We start from the raw sequence: 21,600 nt of genomic DNA, 5'->3' as shown, positions 1-21,600 counted from the left end.
TATCGCGCGATTGAAAATGGCCGGACCGAAATCGTTCCTATCCTGCATAAGCGAATGAATGTGGAGGCACGGCTCGGCGAAACGCCTCTGCACTGAGTGCGTCTCGCCGAAGAACCGGCCAGGCGGGCCTCACGGTTCCCCTTCCAGCCGATGCAGGAAATTGCGCAACTCGGCCTCGTCGATGCCGACGAGGTGGCGTTTTTCCGGATAGGCGCCGGAGCGGATATCTTCGGCGAGTTCACTGAAGGCGGCGACGCGTTCGCGCTGCAGCCGGTCATATTCGGCCGCAAAGTTACGATAGATCTTCGCATGGCGCGGAGTGTGGTCGCGGTTGGAGCCGAGCACGTCGTCGGCAAAGAGATATTGCGCATCGCAGCCACGGCCTGCACCCATCGATATCATCAGCATCGACGTGTTGTCGGAAATCGCCTCGGCGACATCGCCGGGAACCACTTCGATCTCGGCTGCGAAAGCGCCTGCCTCTTCCAATGCCTTCGTTTGGCGCCAGACTTCGAAGGCGCTCGCCGCCGTCTTGCCGACGGCACGGAAACCGCCGGTCCAGGTGGCTTTCGATGGAATGAGGCCGACATGGCCGCAGACGGGAATGCCCTCGTCGCGCATGCGGCGGATGGTCTGCAGGCTCGCGGCGCAATAGACGGCATCGCCGCCCGTCTTCAATGCCTTGAAAGCCTCGCGCATGTAGTCTTCAGCGGAGACATGGTCGCCATATTCAAGGCCGGGAATGGCAAAAGGCGACGGTGCTGCCTCGCGAAAAGCCGGACCAAGCAGGGCAGGCGGCACCGAGACCATATCGATGCCGGCCTTTTCGGCGGCCTCTGCCTCCTCGAGCGAGGTAATGCGCAGCATGGTCAGCTGGCGCTTTCCCTTGAGTGCAAGCAGATCTGCGACCGTCGCGCGATTATGTTTCTTCATCGCAATGTCCTTTTGGGCCGATATGGGGAATTCTCAGGCGGCGAGCAGCGTCTTCAGCTTGACGTTGCTGGCGGTGAGCGCGGCAGGATCGGGATAGGCGCGTGCTGATATCAGCATTTCGGCCAGCCGGATGTCGCGCGCTACCGCATTGCCCGGCCCAATGCCGCTTGCGGCAAGGAGCCGGCCTTCGGCATTGAGATGGAAGAGAATGAAGGCGCCCTCGCCGAGATCGCGGCGCAGATGCGTGACCGCGCCATCGGCAAGTCCCGCGATCTGCAGCGTCATGTCATATTGATCCGACCAGAACCACGGCACCGCGGAGATCGGCATGTCGGCGCCAAGCATGTTGGCGGCAGCAAGGGTGCCCTGCTCCTGCGCGTTGCGCCAGGATTCCAGCCGCACCCGCCGACCGCCATAGATATCAAGCGGAAAGGAGCAGCAGTCACCGGCGGCAAAGATATCAAGCGCCGACGTACGCAGCCGGTCATCGACGGCAATCCCGTTGTCGATCTCAAGCCCTGCAGCTTCCGCGAGTTCGATATTCGGCCGCGCGCCGATGCCGATCAGCGCGAGATCCGCCTCGATCGTCTCGCCGGACGAAAGTCGGATAACGGCCTTGCCTTCCCGTTCCGAGAGCGTCTCGATGGAAGCGCTGCAACGCAGATCGACGCCTTCGGCACGATGGCGTTCGCTGATCAGATGCGCGATATCTTCGGGAACGCCCCGCTTCAGCACCCGCTCCAGCCCTTCGATGAGAACCACATCCGCGCCGAGCTGGCGGGCGGTAGCCGCAACCTCCAGACCGATGAAACCGCCGCCGATGACGGCAAGCCGCCTACCTGGCTGCAGTATTGCACGCAAGGTGATCGCATCATGATGGGTGCGCAGCGAGCGGATATGGCTGCTGTTTGCCGGAGCATTCGGGAAATTGCGGGCGCTGGCGCCCGTCGCAAGTAGCAGCCGATCATAAGCAAGATGACCGCCATCCGACAGGGTGACGGTGTGGGCCTCGGCATCGAGACCCGTTGCCGTTACGTCGGTCAGCAGCCGGATGTTGCCCGCGGCATAGGTTTCGTGCGTCGCGATGAATTTTGGATCGACGCTGCCCGACAAACCGGCCTTGGAAAGCGGCGGTCGCTCATAGGGCGGGTGCGGTTCCGAGCCGACGAGCGTGATCTTGCCGTCAAACCCCTTTTCCCGGAGCGCGAAGGCGGCGCGTGCACCGCATTCTCCCGCCCCTATGATGACGAAATGGGCCATGGCGCACCTCAGATCGCAATGAAGATGGCGCCGTCTTTGACCTTGACGGGATAGGTCTTCAGATTGACGCAGACCGGCGCCCCCTTGGCTTCGCCAGTCCTGTAGTTGAAGCGGCCATTGTGCTTGGGACACTCGATGATATCGTCCATGACAAGCCCGTCGGCGAGATGGATCTGCTCATGGGTGCAGAGCCCGTCGGTGGCAAAGAATTCATCATCCGGGCTGCGATAGACCGCGAACGTGCGGCCGCCATGATCGAAACGGATGACGTCCTCCTCGTCGATCTCGTCCTTACCGCAAACCTCGATCCAGTTTCCGCTCATCTCGTTTCCTCCCTTGATCCTGTTCTTGAACTGTTTATTGGGCTGCGGCCGCAAGTTCGGCGTGGAATTCCTCGCGATAGGGGCGCGCTGTCGGCGGCAGTTCCCGCTTCAGGAAATAGTCCTCGTTGCGAAGCTGACGCAGGAAGGCCGGAATCATCTCCTTGTAGCCGGACCAGATCGACTGGTTGGCCGCCGGCAGGTCGTGTTTGATCATCGCATGTAGCTTCGGCAGCGCGTGGTACGGCACCATCGGAAACATGTGATGCTCGACGTGATAGTTCATATTCCAGTAGATGAAGCGGCTGATCGGGTTCATGTAGACGGTGCGGCTGTTCAGCCGGTGGTCGATGACGTTGTCGGCAAGCCCTCCATGCTGCAAAAGGCCGGTCAGAACGTGATGCCAGGCGCCGTAGAGGCGCGGCAGGCCGATCAGCATCAGCGGCAGGATCGAGCCCGTGTAGATGGCGAGCGCTATTGTGACGACGTAGATCGCAAGCCAAATGCGGGCGATGCGGATCGCCTTCGGCTGCTCCATTTCCGGAATGAAGGTCTTCTCCTCGGCGCTGATAATACCGGCTGCATTGCGCAGCATGTCGACCATCGCGTGCCAGACGTCGTGGATGCCGAAAAAGTTCAGGATCAGCCGCAGCAGGTCCGGCGGTCGCATGACGGCGATTTCCGGATCACGGCCGACGATGACGGTGTCGGTATGGTGGCGCGTATGGCTCCACCGCCAGGTCACCGGATTGCGCATGATCATGAAGCAGGCGATCTGGTAGACGGCATCGTTCATCCAGCGCGTCTTGAAGGCCGTGCCGTGGCCGCATTCATGCCAGCGGCTGTCGGAGGCCGAGCCGTAGAGCACGCCGTAAGCCATGAAGAAAGGTAGGACGATCCAGGAGCCCCAGAAATAGATTCCGAATCCGGCGAAAACCGCCATTGCGCCGAACCACAGCGCCGTATCGCGGATAGCCGGCGCGTCCGAACGCTGCATCAGCGCCTTCATCTCCTTGCGAGGGATGTCGGTGTGGTACCATTCGGCAGCCGCCAGTCCGGTTTCGACCGCCGTGCGTCCGCTCTCGCCCAAAAGGCTGTAATCGCGCCTTCTTGCCTCGCCAGCCATGCCTTCCTCCCTGCCAAGCTCCATGCCAGGAGAATAAGTTGACTTCCGAATGCGCTCAATGCAGGCTTGATATATTCTATCAGAAGCCATCAAGATTGGCTTTCATCTGTGATTGAAAACTATCAGGAAAGACTATGCGCCGTCCGACCATTTCCGATCTCGCCCAGGCCTCCGGTGTCAGTGTCGCGACCGTCGATCGTGTGCTGAACGGCCGCCATCGGGTGCGCGAGGAAACGGCTCGACGCGTCTATGATGCGGCCCAATCGATCGGCTATCATGCGGTGGGATTGATCCGCCAACGCGTCTTCGAGGATCTGCCGCAATATCGTCTGGCCTTCCTGCTGCAGAAGCCGACGCAGCCATTCTACCAGGCCTTCGCCCGCGAGATCGAAACGGCTGCCCGCAACGTCACGACCGCGCGTATCCAGACACAGGTGGAATATCCGGCGACCGCAACGCCAGCGGCAATCGTCGAGAAGATCAGGCTGCTTGGCACGAGAAACCAGGCCGTTGCCCTCGTCGGGCCGGATTATCCGGCGGTAACGGCAGCAGTCGAGGAGTTGAAGGAGCGCGGCATTCCGGTTTTCTCGCTGCTTTCGGATCTCGCGACCGGTGTGCGCGATGCCTATGTTGGGGTCAACAACCGCAAGGTCGGCCGTACCGCCGCCTGGATGATCGCAAAGACATCGCGCCGACCCGGGAAGGTCGCCTGTTTCGTCGGTAGTCATCGATTCCACGGTCATGAGCTGCGCGAGATGGGCTTCCGCTCCTATTTCCGCGAAGAGGCCCCCGACTTCGAGGTGGTCGAAACGCTGATCAATCTGGAAACGCCTGAGATCACCCATGAGGCGACGCTGACGCTTTTGCAGAAACATCCCGATCTCGTCGGCCTCTATGTCTGCGGCGGCGGCATGGAGGGGGCGATCTCGGCATTTCGCGAGGAAGGAATCGGCGGCGGCATTGTGCTCATCGTCAACGAACTGACATCAGACAGCAAGGCGGGTCTTGCCGACGGTATCGTCACCATGGCGATCGGCACGCCGCTGCCGGCGCTCTGCAAGGAGGTGGTCTCCCTGATGACGGGCGCACTGGAGAACGGCGAGATAGCCGTTCCCGGCCAGTCTTTCCTGCCCTTCGAGGTCTTCCTGCCTGAAAATATCTAGAAATGATGGAATCCCATCATATCAACTGAAATTCTATCAGCAATGATAGGCTTTCAATCTCGTCGCCGATGGACGATTGGCCAAATTGCAGTAGACATTCCTCGACCATTCAAAATGTCCTCGTCCAAAAGCGGGGAATCGAGGAGGAGACTTCGCATGGCATCCATTCGTTTCGCGCTGAACCACATGGCGGCGCCCGCGCTTTCGATCGAAGATTTCTTCGCGCTTGCCGTTTCGCTCGGCATTGACGCCGTGGAGATCCGCAACGACCTCGCCGGCAATGCCATCCTCGATGGTACGCGGCCGGAGGTGATCAGGCAGGCCGCGGCCCGCCACGGCGTCGGCATCATCTCTATCAATGCGCTGCAGCGCTTCAACGAATGGAACGCCACCCGCGAGAGGGAAGCCCGCGAGCTGATCGACTATGCCAAGGCCGTTGGCTCGCAGGCTTTGGTTCTCGTTCCGAAGAATGATGGCACGGGCCGCGCCGATGGTGAACGTCAGGCCAATCTGCGCCAGTCGCTCGAAGCTCTTCGGCCGATGCTCGATGCCGCCGGCATCGTTGGCCTTGTCGAGCCGCTCGGCTTCGAGATCTGCTCGTTGCGCTCCAAGGCGGAAGCGGCCGATGTGATCGAGACATTGGGCGCGCAGCCGACCTTCCGGCTGGTGCATGACACGTTCCACCACCATCTTGCCGGTGAGGCGCTGATGTTCCCGCATCTGACGGGGCTCGTGCATATTTCCGGTGCCAGCGATCCCGCCGTTTCCGTCTCCGACATGCGTGACCCGCATCGCGTACTCGTGGCTGCCGACGACCGGCTCGGCAATGCTGCCCAGATCCGCGCGCTGCTGCAGGCAAGCTACAAAGGCCCATTCTCCTTCGAGCCTTTCGCAGCCGAAGTCCATGCGCTGAAGGATCCCGCTTCCGCGCTGAAGGCCAGCATGGATTACCTGTCATCCCAGGTCTGAGCCAAGCTTATTCGCGGCCGCGGAAACGGCGCTGATAGGCAGGGTCATAAAGCGAGCTCTCGCGGAAATCCTCAGCCGCAAGTGAGCGACCGACGAAGATGATCGCTGTGCGTTCGACTGGCTCGGCCGCCACCTTCCCCTCGATATCGGCGAGCGTGCCGCGCAGGATGCGCTCGTCCGGCCAGCTGGCTTTCACCACGACGGCCACGGGGCAGGCTGCGCCATAAAGCGGCGTCAGCTCCGCGACGACGTGGGGCAGCGCGTGAATGGCGAGATGAATCGCCAGCGTCGCGCCAGTCGCGCCGAATTTCGCTAGCGTCTCCTCATTTGGCATCGGCGAGGCGCGGCCGGATACACGCGTCAGCACGAGGCTCTGCGCCACCGCCGGGATCGTCAGCTCGCGGCCGAGTGCGGAGGCGGCTGCCGCGAAGGCGGGAACGCCCGGCGTCATCGTGTAGTCGAGCCCATGCTTTTCCAGCCGTCGGATCTGCTCGGCGACCGCGCTCCAGACCGAGAGATCGCCCGAATGCAGCCGCGCCACATCTTCGCTGGCCGCTGCGGCGCGCAGATATTCCGCTTCGATCTCATCGAGCGACATTGGCGCCGTATCGATGATGCGCGCGCCCGGTGGGCAATATTGCAGCAGTTCAGGCGAGACGATCGATCCGGCATAGAGGCAGACCGGGCATTTGCCGATCAGATCACGCCCACGCACTGTGATGAGATCGGCAGCGCCTGGCCCGGCGCCGATGAAATGAACCGTCATTTTCTATTCCTTGATCCAACGCCATTGCGTCACCGGCAAGGCCGGCCGCCAGCCGCTCATGCCGCCGACGGATGCTGCGCGTGATATTTCGATTTTGGTAAGTGAGCCGCCGCGTGCCGCATATTGAGCCAGCAGTACCGCTTCCATTTCAAGCGTCACGGCGTTGGCGACGAGACGTCCGCCCGGCTTTAGCGCTGCGATTGCCGCATCCATCACGCCAGCCTCGCTGCCGCCGCCGCCAATGAAGATCGTATCCGGTGCCGGCAGTCCCATCAGGGCCGCAGGGGCGATGCCCTCGACGAGGGCAAGCTGGGGCACGCCGAACGCAGCCGCATTGCGGGCAATGCGGGCTGCCCGCTCCGGCGACTGCTCGACAGCGATTGCCCTCAGCGACGGATCGGCAAGCATCCACTCGATACCAACAGATCCCGAGCCGGCGCCGATGTCCCAGAGCAGCTCGCCATGACGCGGCGCAAGCGCCGATAGGGTGACGGCGCGGATTTCCCGCTTGGTGATCTGTCCGTCATGTTCGAAGAGTTCGTCTTCGAGGCCGCTAATATAAGGCAGGATACGAGCTCCCGGCCCCCCGACGACATCGAGCGCACAGACATTCAAGGGGTCGATATCGGCAAGGTCGAAATGACCTGCCGTCGTGCTCCGGATTCTCTCCCGCCTGCCGCCGAGCGCTTCCAGAATCGTCAGCCGCGTGTCGGCAAAGCCGTTGGCAGCAAGTAGCGCGGCAAGCGCCCGTGGTCCGTTTTCGTCTGATGTCAGTGCCAGAATGCGCCTGTCGGCATGCAGATGCGGGCGGATGAGATCGAGCGGCCGTCCATGCAGTGAAACACAGGCCGTCTCCTGCAGCGGCCAGCCGAGGCGCGAGGCGGCAAGGCTGAAAGCGGAGGGCGCGGGAATGGTGCGGATTTCCTCTGCCGCAACATGCCGCGAAAGCGTCGCGCCGACGCCATAGAGGAACGGATCGCCCGAAGCCAGGACGACGACAGGCGTTCCACGCCGCGCCAGGATTTCTTCAACCGATTTTTCGAAAGGGCTCTGCCAGGTCAATCGCTCTCCGGAAATCAGTGTTTTGACCAGGTCATGGTGACGTGTCCCGCCGAACACAACGGTGGCGGCTGCGATCAGGCCCTTTGCTTCATCGCCAAGGCCTTCTGGACCATTCTCGCCGATGCCGATAAGAGTGAGCCAGCGCGGGCCGGTGGGAGACAAATCAGACATGGACAAGACCCGCATTCTCATCCTCGGCGGCACGAGGGAAGCGCGCAGGCTTGCCGCCGAACTCGCCAAGCGAGACGATCTCGATATCCTTCTGTCGCTGGCCGGTCGAACGGAAACTCCTGTCCGACAGCCCGTTCCCGTCCGTATCGGCGGCTTCGGCGGTGCGCAAGGCCTTGCCGATTTTCTGACGGCCGAACGCTACGACCTTTTGATCGATGCTACCCATCCCTTCGCCGAACGCATTTCGGCCAATGCTGCAGCTGCAGCCGCACGCAGCGGCGTTGCCGCGATCGTCCTGGTCCGTCCCGAATGGGTCCCGGAACCCGGCGACCATTGGCATATCGTGTCTGACATCCCTGCTGCAATCGCAGCACTTGGCCCCGCCCCTCGCCGCGTCTTTCTTGCGACCGGACGCCAGGGCGCTCATCATGCCGAGGTCGCCCCGCAGCATTTTTATCTGGTGCGCAGTGTCGATCCCGTCGAACCGCCGCTCCTTCTGACGGACGTCGCATATGTGCTCGACCGCGGCCCCTTCACGCTTGAGGGCGAGATCGAACTCATGCGGAAACATCGCATCGATGCTGTCGTCACCAAGAATAGCGGCGGTTCGGCCGCCTATGCCAAGATTGAGGCCGCCCGTCTCCTCGGCGCCAAGCTCATCGTGATTGCCCGCGCGCCGGCGGTCGCCATGACTTCGGTGGAAACGGTCGAAGCGGCGCTCGAAGCGATCGATCATCTTTTGTCCTCGCCCATGAAGCGCGGCGTATAGATGAGATCCTCTTTCCCTTCGCGGCTTATCACCCGCGTCTCGGGCGATCCGATGATGACACAGGTCGCCATGTCGGCGACGCTGGCATCGGCTTTCTCAAGCAACTGCACGATGATCCGCTCGTCGGGCCGCCCGGCCGCCCGTCCGAAGACAACTGGTGTCGTTGCCGGCAGATGCTGGCGCAGAAGCTCGAAGGCCTTGCCGAGCTGCCAGGGCCGCGCCTTGCTGATCGGATTATAAAGGGCGATGACGAAGCCGGCGCGTGCCGCAAGTTCCAGGCGGTTCTCGATGACGGGCCAGGGCTTCAAATTGTCCGAGAGCGATATGGCGCAGAAATCGTGACCGAGCGGGGCCCCGACGCGGGCTGCGACCGCCAGCATGGCGGTGATGCCGGGCAGGATCACGAGATCGACGCCCCGCCATTCGGCCGGTCCCTTGTCGATCGCCTCGCAGACGGCAGCGGCCATGGCGAAAACACCGGGATCGCCGCCAGAGACGACGCAGACATCCGCACCCTTGGCGGCCATCGTCAATGCGGCCCCTGCCCTGTCCAGCTCCTCGCGATTGTCGGAGACATGCCGCGTCTGGCCGGCGCGCAACTTCAACCGATCGAGATAGGGGCCATAGCCGAAGAAGTCGCTCGCGGCCTCGACGGCTGCACTGGCTTCCGGCGTCATCTGCTCCGGATTGCCGGGACCGGTGCCGATCACGAAAAGCCGGCCGCTCATCGGCGGGCCTCCCAGCCGGGCACCAGCACGAGCGAGAAATAGGGCGCTTCGGTCTCGTCGCGTTCGGACAGCTTAACCATGGCGGCATTGGCCATCGTGCCGCGCTCGACATAGAGGGCGTCGTCAAGGCGGCCGGCAGCCTGCAGCGCGCGGCGGATCTTCGGCAGGTTGCGGCCGACCTTCATGATGACGGCAGCCTCGGTGTCCGTCAGCCGGCGGGTCAGCTCCTGTTCCGCCATCGTTCCTGGCAGTACTGAGAGCACGTCATCGCCCTGCACGATCGGCATGCCCGCCGATGACCAGCAGCCGGACATGGCGCTGATGCCGGGGATCACTTGGGTCGGATAGCGCTGCGACAGGCGCACATGCAGATGCATGTAGGAGCCGTAGAAGAGTGGATCGCCTTCGCTGAGCACCGCGACCCTCCGGCCGGCATCGAGATGACGGGCGACGGCTTCGGCGGAAGCGTTGTAGAAGTCGGTGATCCGGCGCTGGTAGAGCGGGTCGTTCTTGTCGATCTCGGTGGTGACCGGATAATAGAGCGGCAGCAGCTCGACGCCAGGCTTCAGCAGATTTTCAACGATCGCCTTGCCGTTCCCGCCCCTTCCCCGCTTGGCGAAATAGGCGATGACATCGGCGCTCTCGATGGCGCGCACGGCCTTGAGGGTTAGAAGTTCGGGATCGCCGGGTCCGGTGCCGACGCCGATCAGAGAACCGCTCATAGGCCGGGCCTCGAAAGCGCATTGATGGCCGCCGCCGTCATGGCGCTACCGCCGAGACGTCCGCGCACAATGGCAAAGGGAACGCCGTAGGATTGCTCGGCAAGCGCATCCTTGGATTCGGCGGCCCCGACAAAGCCAACCGGCATGCCGATGATTGCTGCCGGTTTCGGTGCGCCATCGCGCAGGAGTTCAAGAAGATGAAAGAGCGCGGTCGGCGCATTGCCGATCGCAACGATGCTGCCGCCGAGCCGGTCGAGCCAGAGGTTAATGGCGGCAGCAGAGCGGGTATTGCCGCTCTCGTGGGCAAGTTCGTGCGTGCGGGGATCATGCAGCGTGCAGATCACCTCGTTCTTCGCCGGCAGGCGGGCGCGTGTCACGCCATGGGCCACCATCTCCGCATCGCAGAAGATCGGCGCACCATCCTGGAGAGCGACCCGCGCGGCGTGCACGAAGCCGGGCGAGAAGACGAAATTCTGTGCTGCTTCGACCAGGCCGCAGGCGTGGATCATGCGAACAGCGATTTCGGCCTCCTCGGGCGAGAAATGCGAGAGGTCGGCTTCGCTGCGAATGATCGCGAAGGAGCGCTCATAGATCGCGTCTCCGCTGCGGATATAGTCGTAGTCTGGCATTTTTATTCCTGTTGCAGCGCTTCGGCGAGGCCGATAGGCCCGAGCCTCTTCAGGCAATCGGCACTCGACTCGCCCGCACCTCTTTTGTCTTCGATCAGACGGGCGAGCTTCTCTATAGCGAAATCGATCCGTCCGCCAGCAATCCTTGCTGCCGGGCTGTTGGCGGCGAGCCCATCAAGGACAAAACCGTAGCCCTCAGTCGAGCCGGCAATCACGAGATCGGCACGCCGATGCGCACAGCCCTTGGCGCAGCCGGAGAGATGGAGCTTCAACGACCCGTCGAAGAGATCGGGAACCCGGTCGATCAATTGACTGGCAAGTGCTCTGGTATCATAGAAGGCGGAGGCACAGGCCCCTGCCCCGGCGCAGGCGGCAATCTGCTCGGCCGGCTCCTTAGCCGTGACGCTGAAGCCGTGATCGACGGCTGCTTGTTGCATAGCCGGCATTTCGCTCTCGGGCAGTCCGATCAGGAAGAAGCCGCGATCAGGAGCCAATCGGATCTCGCGCGCGCCTGCACTTTCGGCTGACGCCAGGAAAGAGATCAGATCGGCAGCCCGGGCCTGCCCGAATTTCAGCCGCACGCCAAGCACGGCGATGCCGGTCCTCAGTCTTGTCACGCCGACATAGGACGATCTGCTGGGCGCCGGCGGAATGGATCGAATGCTATCGATCTGCGGAAAATGTGCATACAACGTTGTTGCGGCGATGTCGCGGGGGCGTGTTTGCCTGCCGCGCGCTGTCAGCAACTCAAGCAGGTCACCTGCGGCAGCTGCCACGGCCTCGGGCCCACCGATCGCGAGCGGTGTCGCAGTCTCTTCATCGCCGGCTATGGACAGGAGCCATTGTCCCGGTTGCTGCGCGACGATGCGGATATCGGCAATGAGGGCAGAAAGCGAAAATCGTCCGCCGCCGTCGACCAAGATGGAGAGTTTCGGGGCAAGATGCGGGGAGTTGAGAAGGACGCCGAGCTTGCTGCGCACAGCCGCTTCCATGACTGCCGCATCGCCGATCGCATCGCCATCGATGCCATGCAGCGGCGAGATCTCGATCGTCACCCCATCAGGCACGACGATGCCGGCAGCATCGATCTCTGCTGCCAGCGGCCTGACGGTATCGGTGCTAAGACCGCGGATCTGCAGATTGCCGCGGGCGGTGATTTCCAGAATGCCGTTTCCGTGTCGCGCAGCCGCCGAGGCCAGTTCCCGTAACTGGGCGATCGTGAGCGCACCCCCAGCCGGGCGCAGACGCACGAGCAGGCCGTCGCCGGTCTGCATGGGTGCGGCAAGCGTCGGGCAGGCACCACGCTGCATGCCTGCTATATAGGCTTTCTCTGCGTTCGAAATTTTGCCGTGAGCGCTGCGCATTCATCCATCCTTGAGCTCATGTTTTATAGGATCGCGCCGGATGCAGCAAAGCGAGATCGGCTCCGTGAGCGGGACATTCAGTCTTCGAAATCCCGTCCCTTGCGCAGGAGATAGATGTCCATGATCCAGCCATGCCGCGCGCGTTCTTCTGCACGGAGCTGGACTATCTCCTCGGCCACATCGCCGAGGCGGCCAGAGCGGATGATCTCGTCCTTCGTGCCGAGATAAGCGCCCCAGAAGATTTCAGCATCGGGATCATCGATCTTCGAGAAGGCCTGCTCGCCATCAAGCATCACGATCGTGCTCTCATGCGTCAGCCCTTCCCCAATCACTCTTCGCCCGGTGGTAATCTCGACCGGCTTGCCGACGAGATTGACGGGAATGCGATGGCTTGCAGCCAGCGCCTGGATGCTGGTGATGCCGGGCACGACGCTGTAGTCGAACGGGATGGCGCCGGCCGCGCGGACCCGCTCCACGATGCGGATCGTGCTATCATAGAGGCTCGGGTCGCCCCAGACGAGAAAAGCTCCGGCTCCAGCCTCCGGCAGATCGGCGATCAGGCCTCCGTAGATCCGGGCGATTGCCGCGTGCCAGTCGTCCACGCTCCCACCATAGCTTCGATCCTTAGTCGCCCGTTTCGGCATCTCGAATTCGACAATGTGAATGTCTTCGCGGGTCAGATATCGGTCGCAGATCTCTCGGCGGACTTCGGCGAGATCGGCCTTCGCGGCTCCCTTGGTCGGGATGAAAATAACGTCTGACGCATTCATGGCGTTGATCGCCTGTACGGTCAGATGCTCGGGATTTCCCGTGCCGATGCCAATGATATGGATGTGCCTCACGTTCTCAGTCCTATGATTTCCAGCGGGTTGTGCCGCTAAAGCGGGTTTTTCGCAAGTGGGGCGGCGAGTTGGCCGCGGCCAACTTTCTTTCTGTGTGGTAGCGAAGCGTTTATTGTTGAGAGTTCCGAATCATGTCATCTAGGATACGCTTTTTGACGCTATGTTGACGGAAAAGCGCTTTAAGAAGGGGCAAGTGTTTTGGACAACATTAGCGTATCGACGACAGACGTCCGCATCGAACGGCACGCCACCCAGCTCTCTCGCCAGCTGAAGCTGCTGCGCGAAAAACTCTTTCCGCCGCTTTCCCAGAAGACGCTCAGGACGTTCACGTCAGGCGAAGCCGCGCAGATGATCGGTGTGTCCGACGGTTATCTTCGCCAGCTTTCGCTCGATGGCAAGGGCCCGCAGCCAGATGTCTCGCACAATGGGCGCCGCTCCTACACGCTCCGCCAGATCAACGAACTGCGCCAGCACATGGCGAAGATCAAACCGAAGGACGCGCTCTCCTATTTGCCCTGCCGGCGGGATGGAGAAAAGCTGCAGACAATCGCCATCACCAATTTCAAGGGCGGTTCGGCCAAGACTACGACCACCCTTTATTTGGCGCAGCATCTGGCGCTAGAGGGATACCGTGTGCTGGCGATCGATCTCGATCCGCAGGCCTCGCTCTCTTCGTTGCTTGGCGTCCAGCCGGAATTCGACCTTTTGGACGGTGACACGCTTTACGGCGCCATCCGCTACGATGCGCAGCGGCGCCCGCTGAAGGATATCGTGCGCAAGACCTATTTCGACGGTCTGGATCTGGTTCCCGGCAATCTCGAACTGATGGAGTTCGAGCATGAAACACCGCGCGCTCTCAACGAACGGCTGAAGCCGGAAGAACTGTTCTTCCGCCGCGTCGGCAATGCTATTGCCGAGGTCGAGGCTAATTACGATATCGTCGTCATCGACTGTCCGCCGCAGCTCGGCTATCTGACACTGGGTGCGGTCTGCGCTGCGACGTCGCTGCTGATCACCATTCATCCGCAGATGGTCGATGTCGCCTCCATGTCGCAATTCCTGTTGATGACCTCCGATCTCCTTTCTGTCGTGCGCAAGGCGGGCGGCGATCTGCAGCATGATTTCATCAAATATGTCGTGACTCGCCATGAGCCCTTCGATGCACCACAGTCGCAGATCGTTGCGCTCCTGCGCAGCCTCTTTGGGGATGACGTGCTGACAGCGACCATTTTGAAGTCGACAGCGATTGCCGATGCGGGCCTGACCAAGCAGACCCTCTATGAAATCGAGAAGGGGCAGGTTCGCCGCTCCACCTATGACCGGGCACTGGAATCGGTTAACGCCGCCAATGGCGAGATTCTTGCCAGCATCCATAAAGCATGGGGCCGCACATGAGCAGACGAGATCGACTGAAAGGATTGTTCACCGACACGGCACAGGAGTTGGCCGCGGCCAACTTTGAGGAGACGAATGCGCGTGGCGCTGCCGGTCCGGTGCGCACTATGGCGTTGACGCTCGGCCGCATGGAGGAAGAGAGCAGGGCGATGGAAGAAGCCCTGCTGTCCGGCGAACATATTGTCGAGCTCGATCCCGAGTTGATCGACTCCTCCTTCGTTCGCGATCGTATTGCCGACGAGCCGCTCGATATGGAAGACGAGCTCGTGCAATCGATTGCCGAGAACGGCCAGGAAGTGCCGATCCTGGTGCGGCGCAATCCGCATCATGACGGACGCTATCAGATCGCTTACGGTCATCGCCGCCTGCAGGCGGTCAAACTGCTCGGCCGCAAGGTGCAGGCGGTTATCCGCAAGCTGGACGATACGGACCTCGTGATCGCGCAGGGTATCGAGAACTCGGCGCGGCGCAATCTCTCCTATATCGAGCGGGCCGTCTTCGCGCTCAATCTCGAACTGAAGAAATTCGATCGTCCCGTCATCATGAAGGCGCTCTCGACCGACAAGACGGAACTGTCGAAGCTGATCTCCGTGGCGAAGGCGATCCCTGCCGATATCATTCAGGCTGTCGGTGCAGCTCCGGGCATCGGCCGCAGACGATGGATGGCGCTGGCTCAGGACTGGACCGATGCCGCTGCCGCACGTTTGAGCAAGCTCATTCAATCCTCCACCTTCAACGCGGTGGAGAGCGACCGTCGTTTCGAACTCGTGATCGCCGAGCTTGCCAAGAAAGAAGAAGCCAAGCCTGAGAGCGTGGAATATGACTGGAAGCCGGCCAGCGGCGGCAAGATTGCCGGCCGCATCAAAAGCTCCGGCACATCGTTTACGATTGCTTTGAGGACCGGTGATGCGCCGGACTTTGGCGCCTATCTTTCAGGCCGCCTTGACGAACTCTATGAAGACTTTAAAGCGAGCAAGCTGCAAACTGGAAAATAGATTCCAAAGGCGAACGGCCAAGCGTGGCTGGGATCGCTGGCGTGATCCCGCCTTGCGGGTGGGAGTGGATGGCTGAATGGCTGTCCACCGGTGTGACCAAGTGAACAATCATCGCTAATCCGAAAAACCAGGTGAAAACCATCGTCGTCTCGAGCACGGCATTGTCGGTCCATTTCGGCCATGCGATAACTGGCGGAAGCAAATGAGGGTTTCGCTTCCCTTTGAAGGATTCCATTAAGCCTAACAATGCGCTACGATATTGATGCCGCAACGCTCCAGACGCTGCTTCCAACCATTGCCGGGGCGGAGGATGCCTTGGCCCGGCTCGATGAGCGTGTGGCGCGCTCGCCGGTCGGGCAGGGCTTTGCCGAACGCAGCCATTTCTTTGACGCGGTTGGTGCTTTGTGGGTGGCGGGCGAGCTTGTTCATGTCGAGGATCTCGTCCTGCACGACGCCCATATGGATAGCCGTGCGCCGAGCCACGAGCTGACGATCGCCCACTCGGTTCTCAGGACCCGGCGGCGGATCGAGACGGCTGACCCGGCCTGGGCCTTGAGCCCCGTCGGGCTTGGCGTACTCACCGCGAACGCGCTGGAAGAGAAAGGGAGGGAGCAGGAGGCGAATGACCCTGCGCCTGCCGAGAGCAGACTTGACGATCAGGATGACGACGCCCCGCTCGCCGCCGAAATCGCCGAGCTCGATGCGCTGCTTGCCCGCTCGCAGAGGCTTCTCGATCGCCATGCCGGAAGGGCCGTTTCAGACGGGCCGTTCACGGAAGCCGCTGCGAGGCGCGATGATGATCCGCTCGGCCTCTTCGATGACGACGAATGGAACGAGGAGGAACGGCTTCAGGAATGGCGCGGACTGATCCCGCTCGCCGAGGAGCTGCCGCCAAGCCTCGCTGCCGCCCTTCTCTTCGATGCCTGGGAGAGGATCGAGCCGCTGCGCCGCCAGCATTGGCTTGGCGGCCTCCTCATCGCCAGCAGCCTGCGCGCGAGAGGCAAGCTTGCCTCGCATCTCTTCTCCTTTCATGCCGGGCTGAAACAGATCCGCCACGAGCGCCGTCGCGCGCGCGATCGGGTCACACGTCTCCGGGCCTTTCTCGATGCGATGCGCGAGAGTGCAGCAACGGGTCTCAAGGAAATCGACCGCCTGACGCTGGCGCGTGCGCAGATGGAGCTGCGCTTTCGCGGCCGCCGGTCCACCAGCAGCCTGCCGCAGCTTGCCGATTTCGTCCTGGCGCGTCCCATGGTGTCGGCGGCCATGGTCGCCAGGCAGCTCGGCGTGACACAGCGCGGTGCGCTCAATCTGATCAACGAGATCGGTATCAGGGAAATCACTGGCCGCGGCCGCTACCGAGCCTGGGGTATCATCTGACTTGGCGTTATCCTGCCGCCGCCGTTCTTCAAGATGTTTATAAATGCCTCCGCCGGCCAGGAGAGCGGGGCGCCGAGTAGAGAGATGATGCCATATTCGGAGACCTTGTCCGGCAGGAAAGGACGCATGGCGATCGCCTCGTTTCGGAAAAACTCGGCGATCAACGACGGGACGATGGCGATTCCAAGCCCTTGAGCCGCGCAGGCGCATGCTGTTTCCACGGAATGAACTTCGAGGCTGCAGCGATAGGACGGCACCATTCGTCGCAATTCGTGCTCGAGTTCGTTGCGGTTGATCCGTTGCCGGCCAAGCAGAATGAGATCATTGCGCGCAAGGTCGTTTACATCGATCGCCGCCTTACCCGTGAGTGGATGGTTCGCCGGCATGACACAGGTCGTGCCGCTTACGAAAAGCGGGCGCGTATCGAAGGAATGGCTTTCTGCAGGCAGCCGCACGAAACCGAGATCGGCCACGCGATTATGCACCAGCCGTTCGATCGCGTCATAGGGACCACTCAGAATTTCGACCGTCACCCGTGGATGATCCGCCTTGAACTGCGCAATAAGCGGCGGCAGCATCGTGGTCGAAAGGCTGTGGGGAAAGGCCACGCGAACCAAGGCCTCTCCGAAGACTCCGGATCTCACATCGCCGATCTTGACGCGAAGGCGCGACACGCTTTGGGCGATCTCATCGACTTCGTCGACGAGCAGATGTGCTTCAGGCCGGGGTATCAGGCGACCCTTGTCCCGAAGGAAAAGCTCGCGGCCGACCTCTTCCTCCAACGATGCAAGTTGTCGGCTGATCGCCGATTGCGACAGGCCGAGCTGTGCGGCTGCCGCCATGGTGGAGCCGGTGTCCATGATCGTCTTGAAGATTTCGAGCTGCCGGAAATTCATGGCGCGATCCTATGGGTAAGTTCATGCAAAGCACAAGGCCAGACAGGCAGCCAGCTTTTGCGCGCGCGCGAAACGCATAGGTCAATGCGTTCCGCTCATAATATTGCACATCTTTTCGGTCTCGTTATCGTCGTCATCAACAAACAGAAAAAGGGAACGTCGGTTCATGAAATGGATCTGTCCTTGGCGGGCGAAATGTAAGCCGGAGCGAACGGTATGACGGTGTTCGTTATTCGCCGCTTCCTTCAGAGCATCGCCGTGCTTCTGGTGACCGCGGTCATCGTCTTCATCGGCATCTACGCGATCGGTGATCCGGCCGAAATGCTGATCGCCCCGGATGCGAGCCCCGCCGAGCGCGCTCAGGTCGTAGCCTCGCTGGGCCTCGACAAGCCGCTTTGGGAACAGTTCTTCACCTTCGGCTGGAACGCCCTGCACGGCGACCTTGGGCGCTCTTTCGTTTTCAACCGCCCCTCGATCAGCCTGATTTTCGAACGCCTGCCAGCGACGCTGGAACTGACGCTGGTCGGTCTCGCCTTTGCGCTCATCATCGGGATTCCGCTGGGTCTGCTGTCCGGCCTGAAGCCGAATTCGGCGACGGACGAAGTCATAATGACGGGATCGATCTTCGGCTTTTCGCTGCCGAGCTTCTGGCAGGGCATGATGCTGATCATGATCTTCTCGGTCTGGCTCGGCTGGCTGCCATCGACGGGCCGCGGACAAACAGGCGAATTTCTCGGAATCCATTCCAGTCTCTTCACGTTGGACGGCCTGAAACACCTCATTTTGCCGGCGATCAATCTGTCACTCTTCAAGCTGTCTTTGGTGATCCGCCTGACGCGCACCGGCGTTCGCGAAACCATGCCGCTCGATTTCGTCAAGTTCGCCCGCGCCAAAGGTCTCTCCGGAAAGCGCATCGTCTTCGTGCATGTCTTCAAGAACATTTTGATCCCGTTGATCACGGTGATCGGGCTCGAGCTCGGAAGCATGCTCGCGTTTGCCGTTGTTACCGAGACGATCTTTGCATGGCCAGGCATCGGCAAGCTGCTGATCGACAGCATCATGCGACTCGATCGCCCTGTCGTCGTCGCTTATCTGCTGGTCATCGTCAGTCTCTTCATCCTCATCAATTTCGTGGTCGACGTGCTCTATTCACTGGTCGATCCGCGTGTTCGCCTCGGAAATGCATCATGAGCGTCGCCGCCCTTTTCAACGAGGATATGCTGCTTGGCCGTCTGGTGGTCGGTATCGGCCGCAGTCCGAAGGCGGTGATCGCTGCCATCGTTTGCGTGGTCCTGCTGTTTGCCGCCATTGTCGGCCCTTACCTGACGCCGCAAGATCCCTTTGATCTCGCCGTCCTCGACATTCTCGACGCCAAGTTGCCGCCCGGCTCTCAAAGCTTGGATGGGCTTACCTATCTTCTCGGTACGGATGGGCAAGGTCGCGATATGTTCTCAGCGATGATCTATGGCCTGCGCACCAGCCTCGGCGTCGGCGTCTTCTCTGGCCTCGTCGCACTCATCGTCGGCACCGTGCTCGGCCTGATCGCTGCATATTTCGGCGGCCGAATCGAGGCGTTGATCATGCGTGTCGTCGACCTGATGCTCGGCTTCCCGACCATCCTCGTCGCGCTGATGCTGCTGGCGCTGCTGGGACAGGGGCTTTGGAAGGTCATATTCGCGCTGGTTCTCGTGCAATGGGCAACTTTCGCCCGGGCCGTGCGCAGCGCAGCCCTCGTCGAAAAGAACAAGGACTATGTCGAGGCGGCACGAACGCTCGGCCTTTCGACACCGCGCATCCTCCTCGGTCATCTCCTGCCCAACTGCCTGCCGCCGCTGATCGTCATCGGTATGCTGCAGATGGCAAACGCGATTTCGGCGGAAGCGACGCTCTCCTTCCTCGGCATCGGCCTGCCGATCACCGAGCCCTCGCTCGGCCTCCTCATCGCCAACGGTTACCAGCTGCTAATGTCCGGCGAATACTGGATCAGCGTCTATCCGGGCGTGCTGCTGCTCATCCTCGTCTTTTCGATCAACATCGTCGGCGATCGCCTCCGCGAAGTGCTGAACCCTCGTCTGGGCGAGAGGTGAGAAAGATGACCCCGGTTCTCCAAGTCAAAAACCTTTCCACTCATTTCATGACGCGACGCGGCGTACTGAAAGCCGTCGATGATGTCAGCTTCACGGTCGGCCAGCGGGAAATCGTCGGCCTAGTCGGGGAATCTGGGTCCGGCAAGTCGATCACCGGCTTCTCAATCCTCGGCCTCGTCGATCCGCCAGGTCGTGTCGTCTCCGGCCAGGTTCTTTTCAACGGCGAGGATCTCTTGAAGATGCCGCCGACCGCCATGCGAGCGATCAGGGGGAAACGCATCGCGATGATCTTCCAGGATCCGATGATGACGCTGAACCCGGTTCTGTCTGTCGGCACCCAGATGATCGAAACCGTACAGGCGCATGATAGGGTTTCTCGCGCCGAGGCGCGCGCCCGTTCGCGCGATGCGCTCGGTCTTGTCGGCATCCCGTCGCCGGACGAGCGGTTGGACTCTTATCCGCACCAGTTTTCAGGCGGCATGCGTCAGCGTGTGGCGATCGCGATTGCCCTCCTGCACCGGCCGGACCTGATCATCGCCGATGAACCGACGACCGCGCTCGACGTAACGATCCAGTCGCAGATCCTTTACGAGATCAAGCGGCTCGCCGCTGAGTTTGCCATGGCGCTGATCTGGATCAGCCACGATCTCGGCGTCGTCGCCGCACTCGCAGACCGCGTCATGGTCATGTATGCCGGCAAGATCGTCGAGGCGGGGCAGGTGGACGGCGTTCTGACCGAGCCGCGCCATCCCTACACGTCAGGCCTCCTGTGTGCCGTTCCCGCCGCCGTACCGCGCGGCGAGCCGTTGCGTCCCATTCCGGGTTTTGCGCCGTCGCCTCTGTCACGTCCCTCGGGCTGCGCCTTCCGTGATCGCTGTGCCCGCGCGACCGAAATCTGCGCCACCGACCCCGTGACGGAAATCGCGGCCGGACGTGAATTTCGCTGCTTCCATCCACATGTCGGGAGAGCCGCATGACGACGTCACTTATCGAAGCAGCCGATGTCAGCCGCCGCTTTTCACGAAAACTCGACTATGCGGAAAAGATCGCCAACCTGTTTGGTGCCGGCCTTGAGGAAAAGACCGTCCACGCGGTCGATCATGTCGATCTCGCCGTCTATCCGGGTGAGGTGGTCGGCCTGGTCGGCGAATCCGGTTGCGGAAAGTCGACGCTCGGCCGCGTCATGGCCGGTATCATACCGGCAAGCGACGGCGAAGTGCGCTGGCAAGGCACGGCGCTGACGGCGCTGGAAGGCGAGGAAAAGCGCGCCATGCGCCTTGGTGCCCAGATGATCTTCCAGGATCCAATGTCGACGCTCAACCCGCGCAAGAAGGTGATCGACCTGATCGGCGAGGCGCCCAAAGTGCATGGCATCGTCAAGGCCCGCGAGATGCGCGAGTATGTGGCTACGCTTGCAGAACGCGTTGGCCTCGATGCCACCTATCTCGACCGCTATCCTCACCAGTTCTCCGGAGGGCAGCGCCAGCGCATCGGAATTGCCCGCGCACTGGCCGTGAAGCCGAAGTTGCTGGTCTGCGATGAGTCGGTCGCCGCCCTCGACGTCTCGATCCAGGCGCAGATCCTCAATCTCTTCATGGACCTGAAGCGAGAATTCGGCCTCACCTATCTCTTCATCAGTCACGATCTCGGGGTGGTGAAACATATCTGCGACCGAGTCGTCGTCATGTACCTTGGCCGCGTGGTGGAAAGCGCCACGCCGGACGAAGTCTTCAACAATCCAAAACACCCCTATACGCAGGCGCTGATCCGCGAACTGCCCGATGTCTCCGACCGCCGGCGCAGCTTTACGCCGATCAAAGGGGAGATCCCATCACCGCTTCACCCGCCGGCGGGATGCCATTTCCATCCCCGCTGTCCGAAGGCTTTCGACCGCTGCCGTGTGGAGCGGCCGGTCCTCAAGAAAAATGCCGCCGGTCACGTCAGTGCGTGCCATCTGAACGATCAGCCGGTGACCGAAACCACGAATGCAACGGCCGAAACGGCCATCTGAAGAGGGGAATGAAAA

Annotated in this window: 22 protein-coding genes; 10 read left to right on the top strand and 12 right to left on the bottom strand. The window is 61.6% G+C overall.

The genetic code is table 11. The annotated features are described in order from the left end of the window. Positions 1 to 129 precede the first annotated feature (129 nt). The 4 genes from EV281_RS22485 to EV281_RS22470 are packed head-to-tail and all read right to left on the bottom strand — an operon-like array spanning position 130 to position 3,639. A complete protein-coding gene (locus tag EV281_RS22485; RefSeq protein ID WP_132656431.1) occupies positions 130 to 933 on the bottom strand; it encodes a 3-methyl-2-oxobutanoate hydroxymethyltransferase in 804 nt (267 codons plus the stop codon). Positions 934 to 966: 33 nt separating this feature from the next. Further along, positions 967 to 2,193 (bottom strand): FAD-dependent oxidoreductase, encoded by a 1,227-nt coding sequence (locus EV281_RS22480; RefSeq protein ID WP_132656429.1) that lies wholly within the window; start codon positions 2,191 to 2,193, stop codon positions 967 to 969. Between the two features lie 8 nt (positions 2,194 to 2,201). Beyond that, entirely contained in the window at positions 2,202 to 2,516 is a 315-nt protein-coding gene (locus EV281_RS22475) for a MocE family 2Fe-2S type ferredoxin (RefSeq protein WP_132656427.1), read from the bottom strand. A 34-nt stretch (positions 2,517 to 2,550) separates the two neighbouring features. Further along, on the bottom strand, positions 2,551 to 3,639 hold the full coding sequence (locus EV281_RS22470; protein ID WP_132656425.1) for a fatty acid desaturase family protein: 1,089 nt from the start codon (positions 3,637 to 3,639) through the stop codon (positions 2,551 to 2,553). 134 nt (positions 3,640 to 3,773) lie between these two features. Between EV281_RS22470 and EV281_RS22465 the strand changes: the two genes are divergently transcribed. Together EV281_RS22465 and EV281_RS22460 are read left to right on the top strand one after the other, a co-directional pair. Further along, positions 3,774 to 4,802, top strand: coding sequence for a LacI family DNA-binding transcriptional regulator (locus EV281_RS22465; RefSeq protein WP_132656423.1), 1,029 nt, complete (start codon positions 3,774 to 3,776; stop codon positions 4,800 to 4,802). 156 nt (positions 4,803 to 4,958) lie between these two features. Beyond that, positions 4,959 to 5,771: a TIM barrel protein gene (locus EV281_RS22460; RefSeq protein ID WP_132656421.1), complete on the top strand. Its 813-nt coding sequence runs from the start codon at positions 4,959 to 4,961 to the stop codon at positions 5,769 to 5,771. A gap of 7 nt (positions 5,772 to 5,778) precedes the next feature. On the opposite strand, the gene cobM is transcribed toward EV281_RS22460, so the two are convergent. Continuing rightward, entirely contained in the window at positions 5,779 to 6,537 is a 759-nt protein-coding gene (cobM, locus tag EV281_RS22455) for a precorrin-4 C(11)-methyltransferase (RefSeq protein ID WP_132656419.1), read from the bottom strand. A 3-nt stretch (positions 6,538 to 6,540) separates the two neighbouring features. Next, on the bottom strand, positions 6,541 to 7,770 hold the full coding sequence (cbiE, locus tag EV281_RS22450) for a precorrin-6y C5,15-methyltransferase (decarboxylating) subunit CbiE (RefSeq protein WP_132656417.1): 1,230 nt from the start codon (positions 7,768 to 7,770) through the stop codon (positions 6,541 to 6,543). Between cbiE and EV281_RS22445 the strand changes: the two genes are divergently transcribed. Continuing rightward, a complete protein-coding gene (locus tag EV281_RS22445; RefSeq protein WP_132656415.1) occupies positions 7,769 to 8,539 on the top strand; it encodes a cobalt-precorrin-6A reductase in 771 nt (256 codons plus the stop codon). The two genes, cbiE and EV281_RS22445, sit on opposite strands and share 2 nt — an antisense overlap. Here the strand turns inward: EV281_RS22445 and EV281_RS22440 are convergent. From EV281_RS22440 to cobF, 5 genes are all read right to left on the bottom strand, one after another. Then, complete coding sequence (locus EV281_RS22440; protein WP_132656413.1) at positions 8,503 to 9,267, bottom strand: precorrin-3B C(17)-methyltransferase; 765 nt, start codon at positions 9,265 to 9,267, stop codon at positions 8,503 to 8,505. The two genes, EV281_RS22445 and EV281_RS22440, sit on opposite strands and share 37 nt — an antisense overlap. Then, a complete protein-coding gene (locus EV281_RS22435) occupies positions 9,264 to 9,989 on the bottom strand; it encodes a precorrin-2 C(20)-methyltransferase (RefSeq protein ID WP_132656411.1) in 726 nt (241 codons plus the stop codon). The genes EV281_RS22440 and EV281_RS22435 overlap by 4 nt, the downstream gene beginning before the upstream one ends. Beyond that, complete coding sequence (locus tag EV281_RS22430) at positions 9,986 to 10,618, bottom strand: precorrin-8X methylmutase (RefSeq protein ID WP_132656409.1); 633 nt, start codon at positions 10,616 to 10,618, stop codon at positions 9,986 to 9,988. Before EV281_RS22430 ends, EV281_RS22435 begins: the two co-directional genes overlap by 4 nt. A 2-nt stretch (positions 10,619 to 10,620) precedes the next feature. Next, complete coding sequence (cobG, locus tag EV281_RS22425) at positions 10,621 to 11,982, bottom strand: precorrin-3B synthase (protein ID WP_132656407.1); 1,362 nt, start codon at positions 11,980 to 11,982, stop codon at positions 10,621 to 10,623. Between the two features lie 77 nt (positions 11,983 to 12,059). After that, entirely contained in the window at positions 12,060 to 12,824 is a 765-nt protein-coding gene (gene cobF / locus EV281_RS22420; protein ID WP_132656405.1) for a precorrin-6A synthase (deacetylating), read from the bottom strand. Positions 12,825 to 13,022: 198 nt separating this feature from the next. Here cobF and repA point away from each other — a divergent pair, with 198 nt between their 5' ends. From repA to EV281_RS22405, 3 genes are all read left to right on the top strand, one after another. Beyond that, positions 13,023 to 14,219: a plasmid partitioning protein RepA gene (gene repA, locus EV281_RS22415; protein WP_132656403.1), complete on the top strand. Its 1,197-nt coding sequence runs from the start codon at positions 13,023 to 13,025 to the stop codon at positions 14,217 to 14,219. After that, on the top strand, positions 14,216 to 15,214 hold the full coding sequence (gene repB / locus EV281_RS22410; RefSeq protein WP_132656401.1) for a plasmid partitioning protein RepB: 999 nt from the start codon (positions 14,216 to 14,218) through the stop codon (positions 15,212 to 15,214). The genes repA and repB overlap by 4 nt, the downstream gene beginning before the upstream one ends. Before the next feature lie 246 nt (positions 15,215 to 15,460). Then, positions 15,461 to 16,591, top strand: coding sequence for an RHE_PE00001 family protein (locus tag EV281_RS22405; RefSeq protein ID WP_132656399.1), 1,131 nt, complete (start codon positions 15,461 to 15,463; stop codon positions 16,589 to 16,591). On the opposite strand, the gene EV281_RS22400 is transcribed toward EV281_RS22405, so the two are convergent. Then, on the bottom strand, positions 16,567 to 17,487 hold the full coding sequence (locus EV281_RS22400; protein ID WP_132656397.1) for a LysR family transcriptional regulator: 921 nt from the start codon (positions 17,485 to 17,487) through the stop codon (positions 16,567 to 16,569). The genes EV281_RS22405 and EV281_RS22400 overlap by 25 nt on opposite strands. A gap of 216 nt (positions 17,488 to 17,703) precedes the next feature. On the opposite strand from EV281_RS22400, the gene EV281_RS22395 reads away from it, so the two are divergent. Genes EV281_RS22395 through EV281_RS22380 form a run of 4 tightly spaced genes read left to right on the top strand, consistent with a single transcriptional unit; the run spans position 17,704 to position 21,585 of the window. Further along, complete coding sequence (locus tag EV281_RS22395; protein ID WP_132656395.1) at positions 17,704 to 18,678, top strand: ABC transporter permease; 975 nt, start codon at positions 17,704 to 17,706, stop codon at positions 18,676 to 18,678. Then, entirely contained in the window at positions 18,675 to 19,574 is a 900-nt protein-coding gene (locus EV281_RS22390) for an ABC transporter permease (protein ID WP_132656393.1), read from the top strand. Before EV281_RS22395 ends, EV281_RS22390 begins: the two co-directional genes overlap by 4 nt. 5 nt (positions 19,575 to 19,579) lie before the next feature. After that, positions 19,580 to 20,551 carry an ABC transporter ATP-binding protein gene (locus tag EV281_RS22385; RefSeq protein ID WP_132656391.1) on the top strand — a complete coding sequence of 324 codons (972 nt, stop codon included), beginning with the start codon at positions 19,580 to 19,582 and terminating at the stop codon, positions 20,549 to 20,551. Further along, the gene (locus EV281_RS22380) at positions 20,548 to 21,585 is read left to right on the top strand and encodes an oligopeptide/dipeptide ABC transporter ATP-binding protein (RefSeq protein ID WP_132656389.1); all 1,038 of its coding nucleotides are present in this window, start codon (positions 20,548 to 20,550) and stop codon (positions 21,583 to 21,585) included. Before EV281_RS22385 ends, EV281_RS22380 begins: the two co-directional genes overlap by 4 nt. The last annotated feature ends 15 nt before the right edge of the window (positions 21,586 to 21,600 follow it).

This window comes from Rhizobium sp. BK418 (genome assembly GCF_004341105.1).
Taxonomy (GTDB): Bacteria; Pseudomonadota; Alphaproteobacteria; order Rhizobiales; family Rhizobiaceae; genus Rhizobium.
The sequence above is the reverse complement of the archived record's forward strand: the minus strand, read 5'-3'. Positions and strand labels throughout refer to the sequence as shown.

Bases quoted from the DNA above. Each gene is read 5' to 3' on its own strand.
- EV281_RS22485 (WP_132656431.1), bottom strand. From the start codon at position 933: ATGAAGAAACATAATCGCGCGACGGTCGCAGATCTGCTTGCACTCAAG.
- EV281_RS22480 (WP_132656429.1), bottom strand. From the start codon at position 2,193: ATGGCCCATTTCGTCATCATAGGGGCGGGAGAATGCGGTGCACGCGCC.
- EV281_RS22475 (WP_132656427.1), bottom strand. From the start codon at position 2,516: ATGAGCGGAAACTGGATCGAGGTTTGCGGTAAGGACGAGATCGACGAG.
- EV281_RS22470 (WP_132656425.1), bottom strand. From the start codon at position 3,639: ATGGCTGGCGAGGCAAGAAGGCGCGATTACAGCCTTTTGGGCGAGAGC.
- EV281_RS22465 (WP_132656423.1), top strand. From the start codon at position 3,774: ATGCGCCGTCCGACCATTTCCGATCTCGCCCAGGCCTCCGGTGTCAGT.
- EV281_RS22460 (WP_132656421.1), top strand. From the start codon at position 4,959: ATGGCATCCATTCGTTTCGCGCTGAACCACATGGCGGCGCCCGCGCTT.
- cobM (WP_132656419.1), bottom strand. From the start codon at position 6,537: ATGACGGTTCATTTCATCGGCGCCGGGCCAGGCGCTGCCGATCTCATC.
- EV281_RS22445 (WP_132656415.1), top strand. From the start codon at position 7,769: ATGGACAAGACCCGCATTCTCATCCTCGGCGGCACGAGGGAAGCGCGC.
- cbiE (WP_132656417.1), bottom strand. From the start codon at position 7,770: ATGTCTGATTTGTCTCCCACCGGCCCGCGCTGGCTCACTCTTATCGGC.
- EV281_RS22440 (WP_132656413.1), bottom strand. From the start codon at position 9,267: ATGAGCGGCCGGCTTTTCGTGATCGGCACCGGTCCCGGCAATCCGGAG.
- EV281_RS22435 (WP_132656411.1), bottom strand. From the start codon at position 9,989: ATGAGCGGTTCTCTGATCGGCGTCGGCACCGGACCCGGCGATCCCGAA.
- EV281_RS22430 (WP_132656409.1), bottom strand. From the start codon at position 10,618: ATGCCAGACTACGACTATATCCGCAGCGGAGACGCGATCTATGAGCGC.
- cobG (WP_132656407.1), bottom strand. From the start codon at position 11,982: ATGCGCAGCGCTCACGGCAAAATTTCGAACGCAGAGAAAGCCTATATA.
- repB (WP_132656401.1), top strand. From the start codon at position 14,216: ATGAGCAGACGAGATCGACTGAAAGGATTGTTCACCGACACGGCACAG.
- EV281_RS22405 (WP_132656399.1), top strand. From the start codon at position 15,461: ATGCGCTACGATATTGATGCCGCAACGCTCCAGACGCTGCTTCCAACC.
- EV281_RS22400 (WP_132656397.1), bottom strand. From the start codon at position 17,487: ATGAATTTCCGGCAGCTCGAAATCTTCAAGACGATCATGGACACCGGC.
- EV281_RS22395 (WP_132656395.1), top strand. From the start codon at position 17,704: ATGACGGTGTTCGTTATTCGCCGCTTCCTTCAGAGCATCGCCGTGCTT.
- EV281_RS22390 (WP_132656393.1), top strand. From the start codon at position 18,675: ATGAGCGTCGCCGCCCTTTTCAACGAGGATATGCTGCTTGGCCGTCTG.
- EV281_RS22385 (WP_132656391.1), top strand. From the start codon at position 19,580: ATGACCCCGGTTCTCCAAGTCAAAAACCTTTCCACTCATTTCATGACG.
- EV281_RS22380 (WP_132656389.1), top strand. From the start codon at position 20,548: ATGACGACGTCACTTATCGAAGCAGCCGATGTCAGCCGCCGCTTTTCA.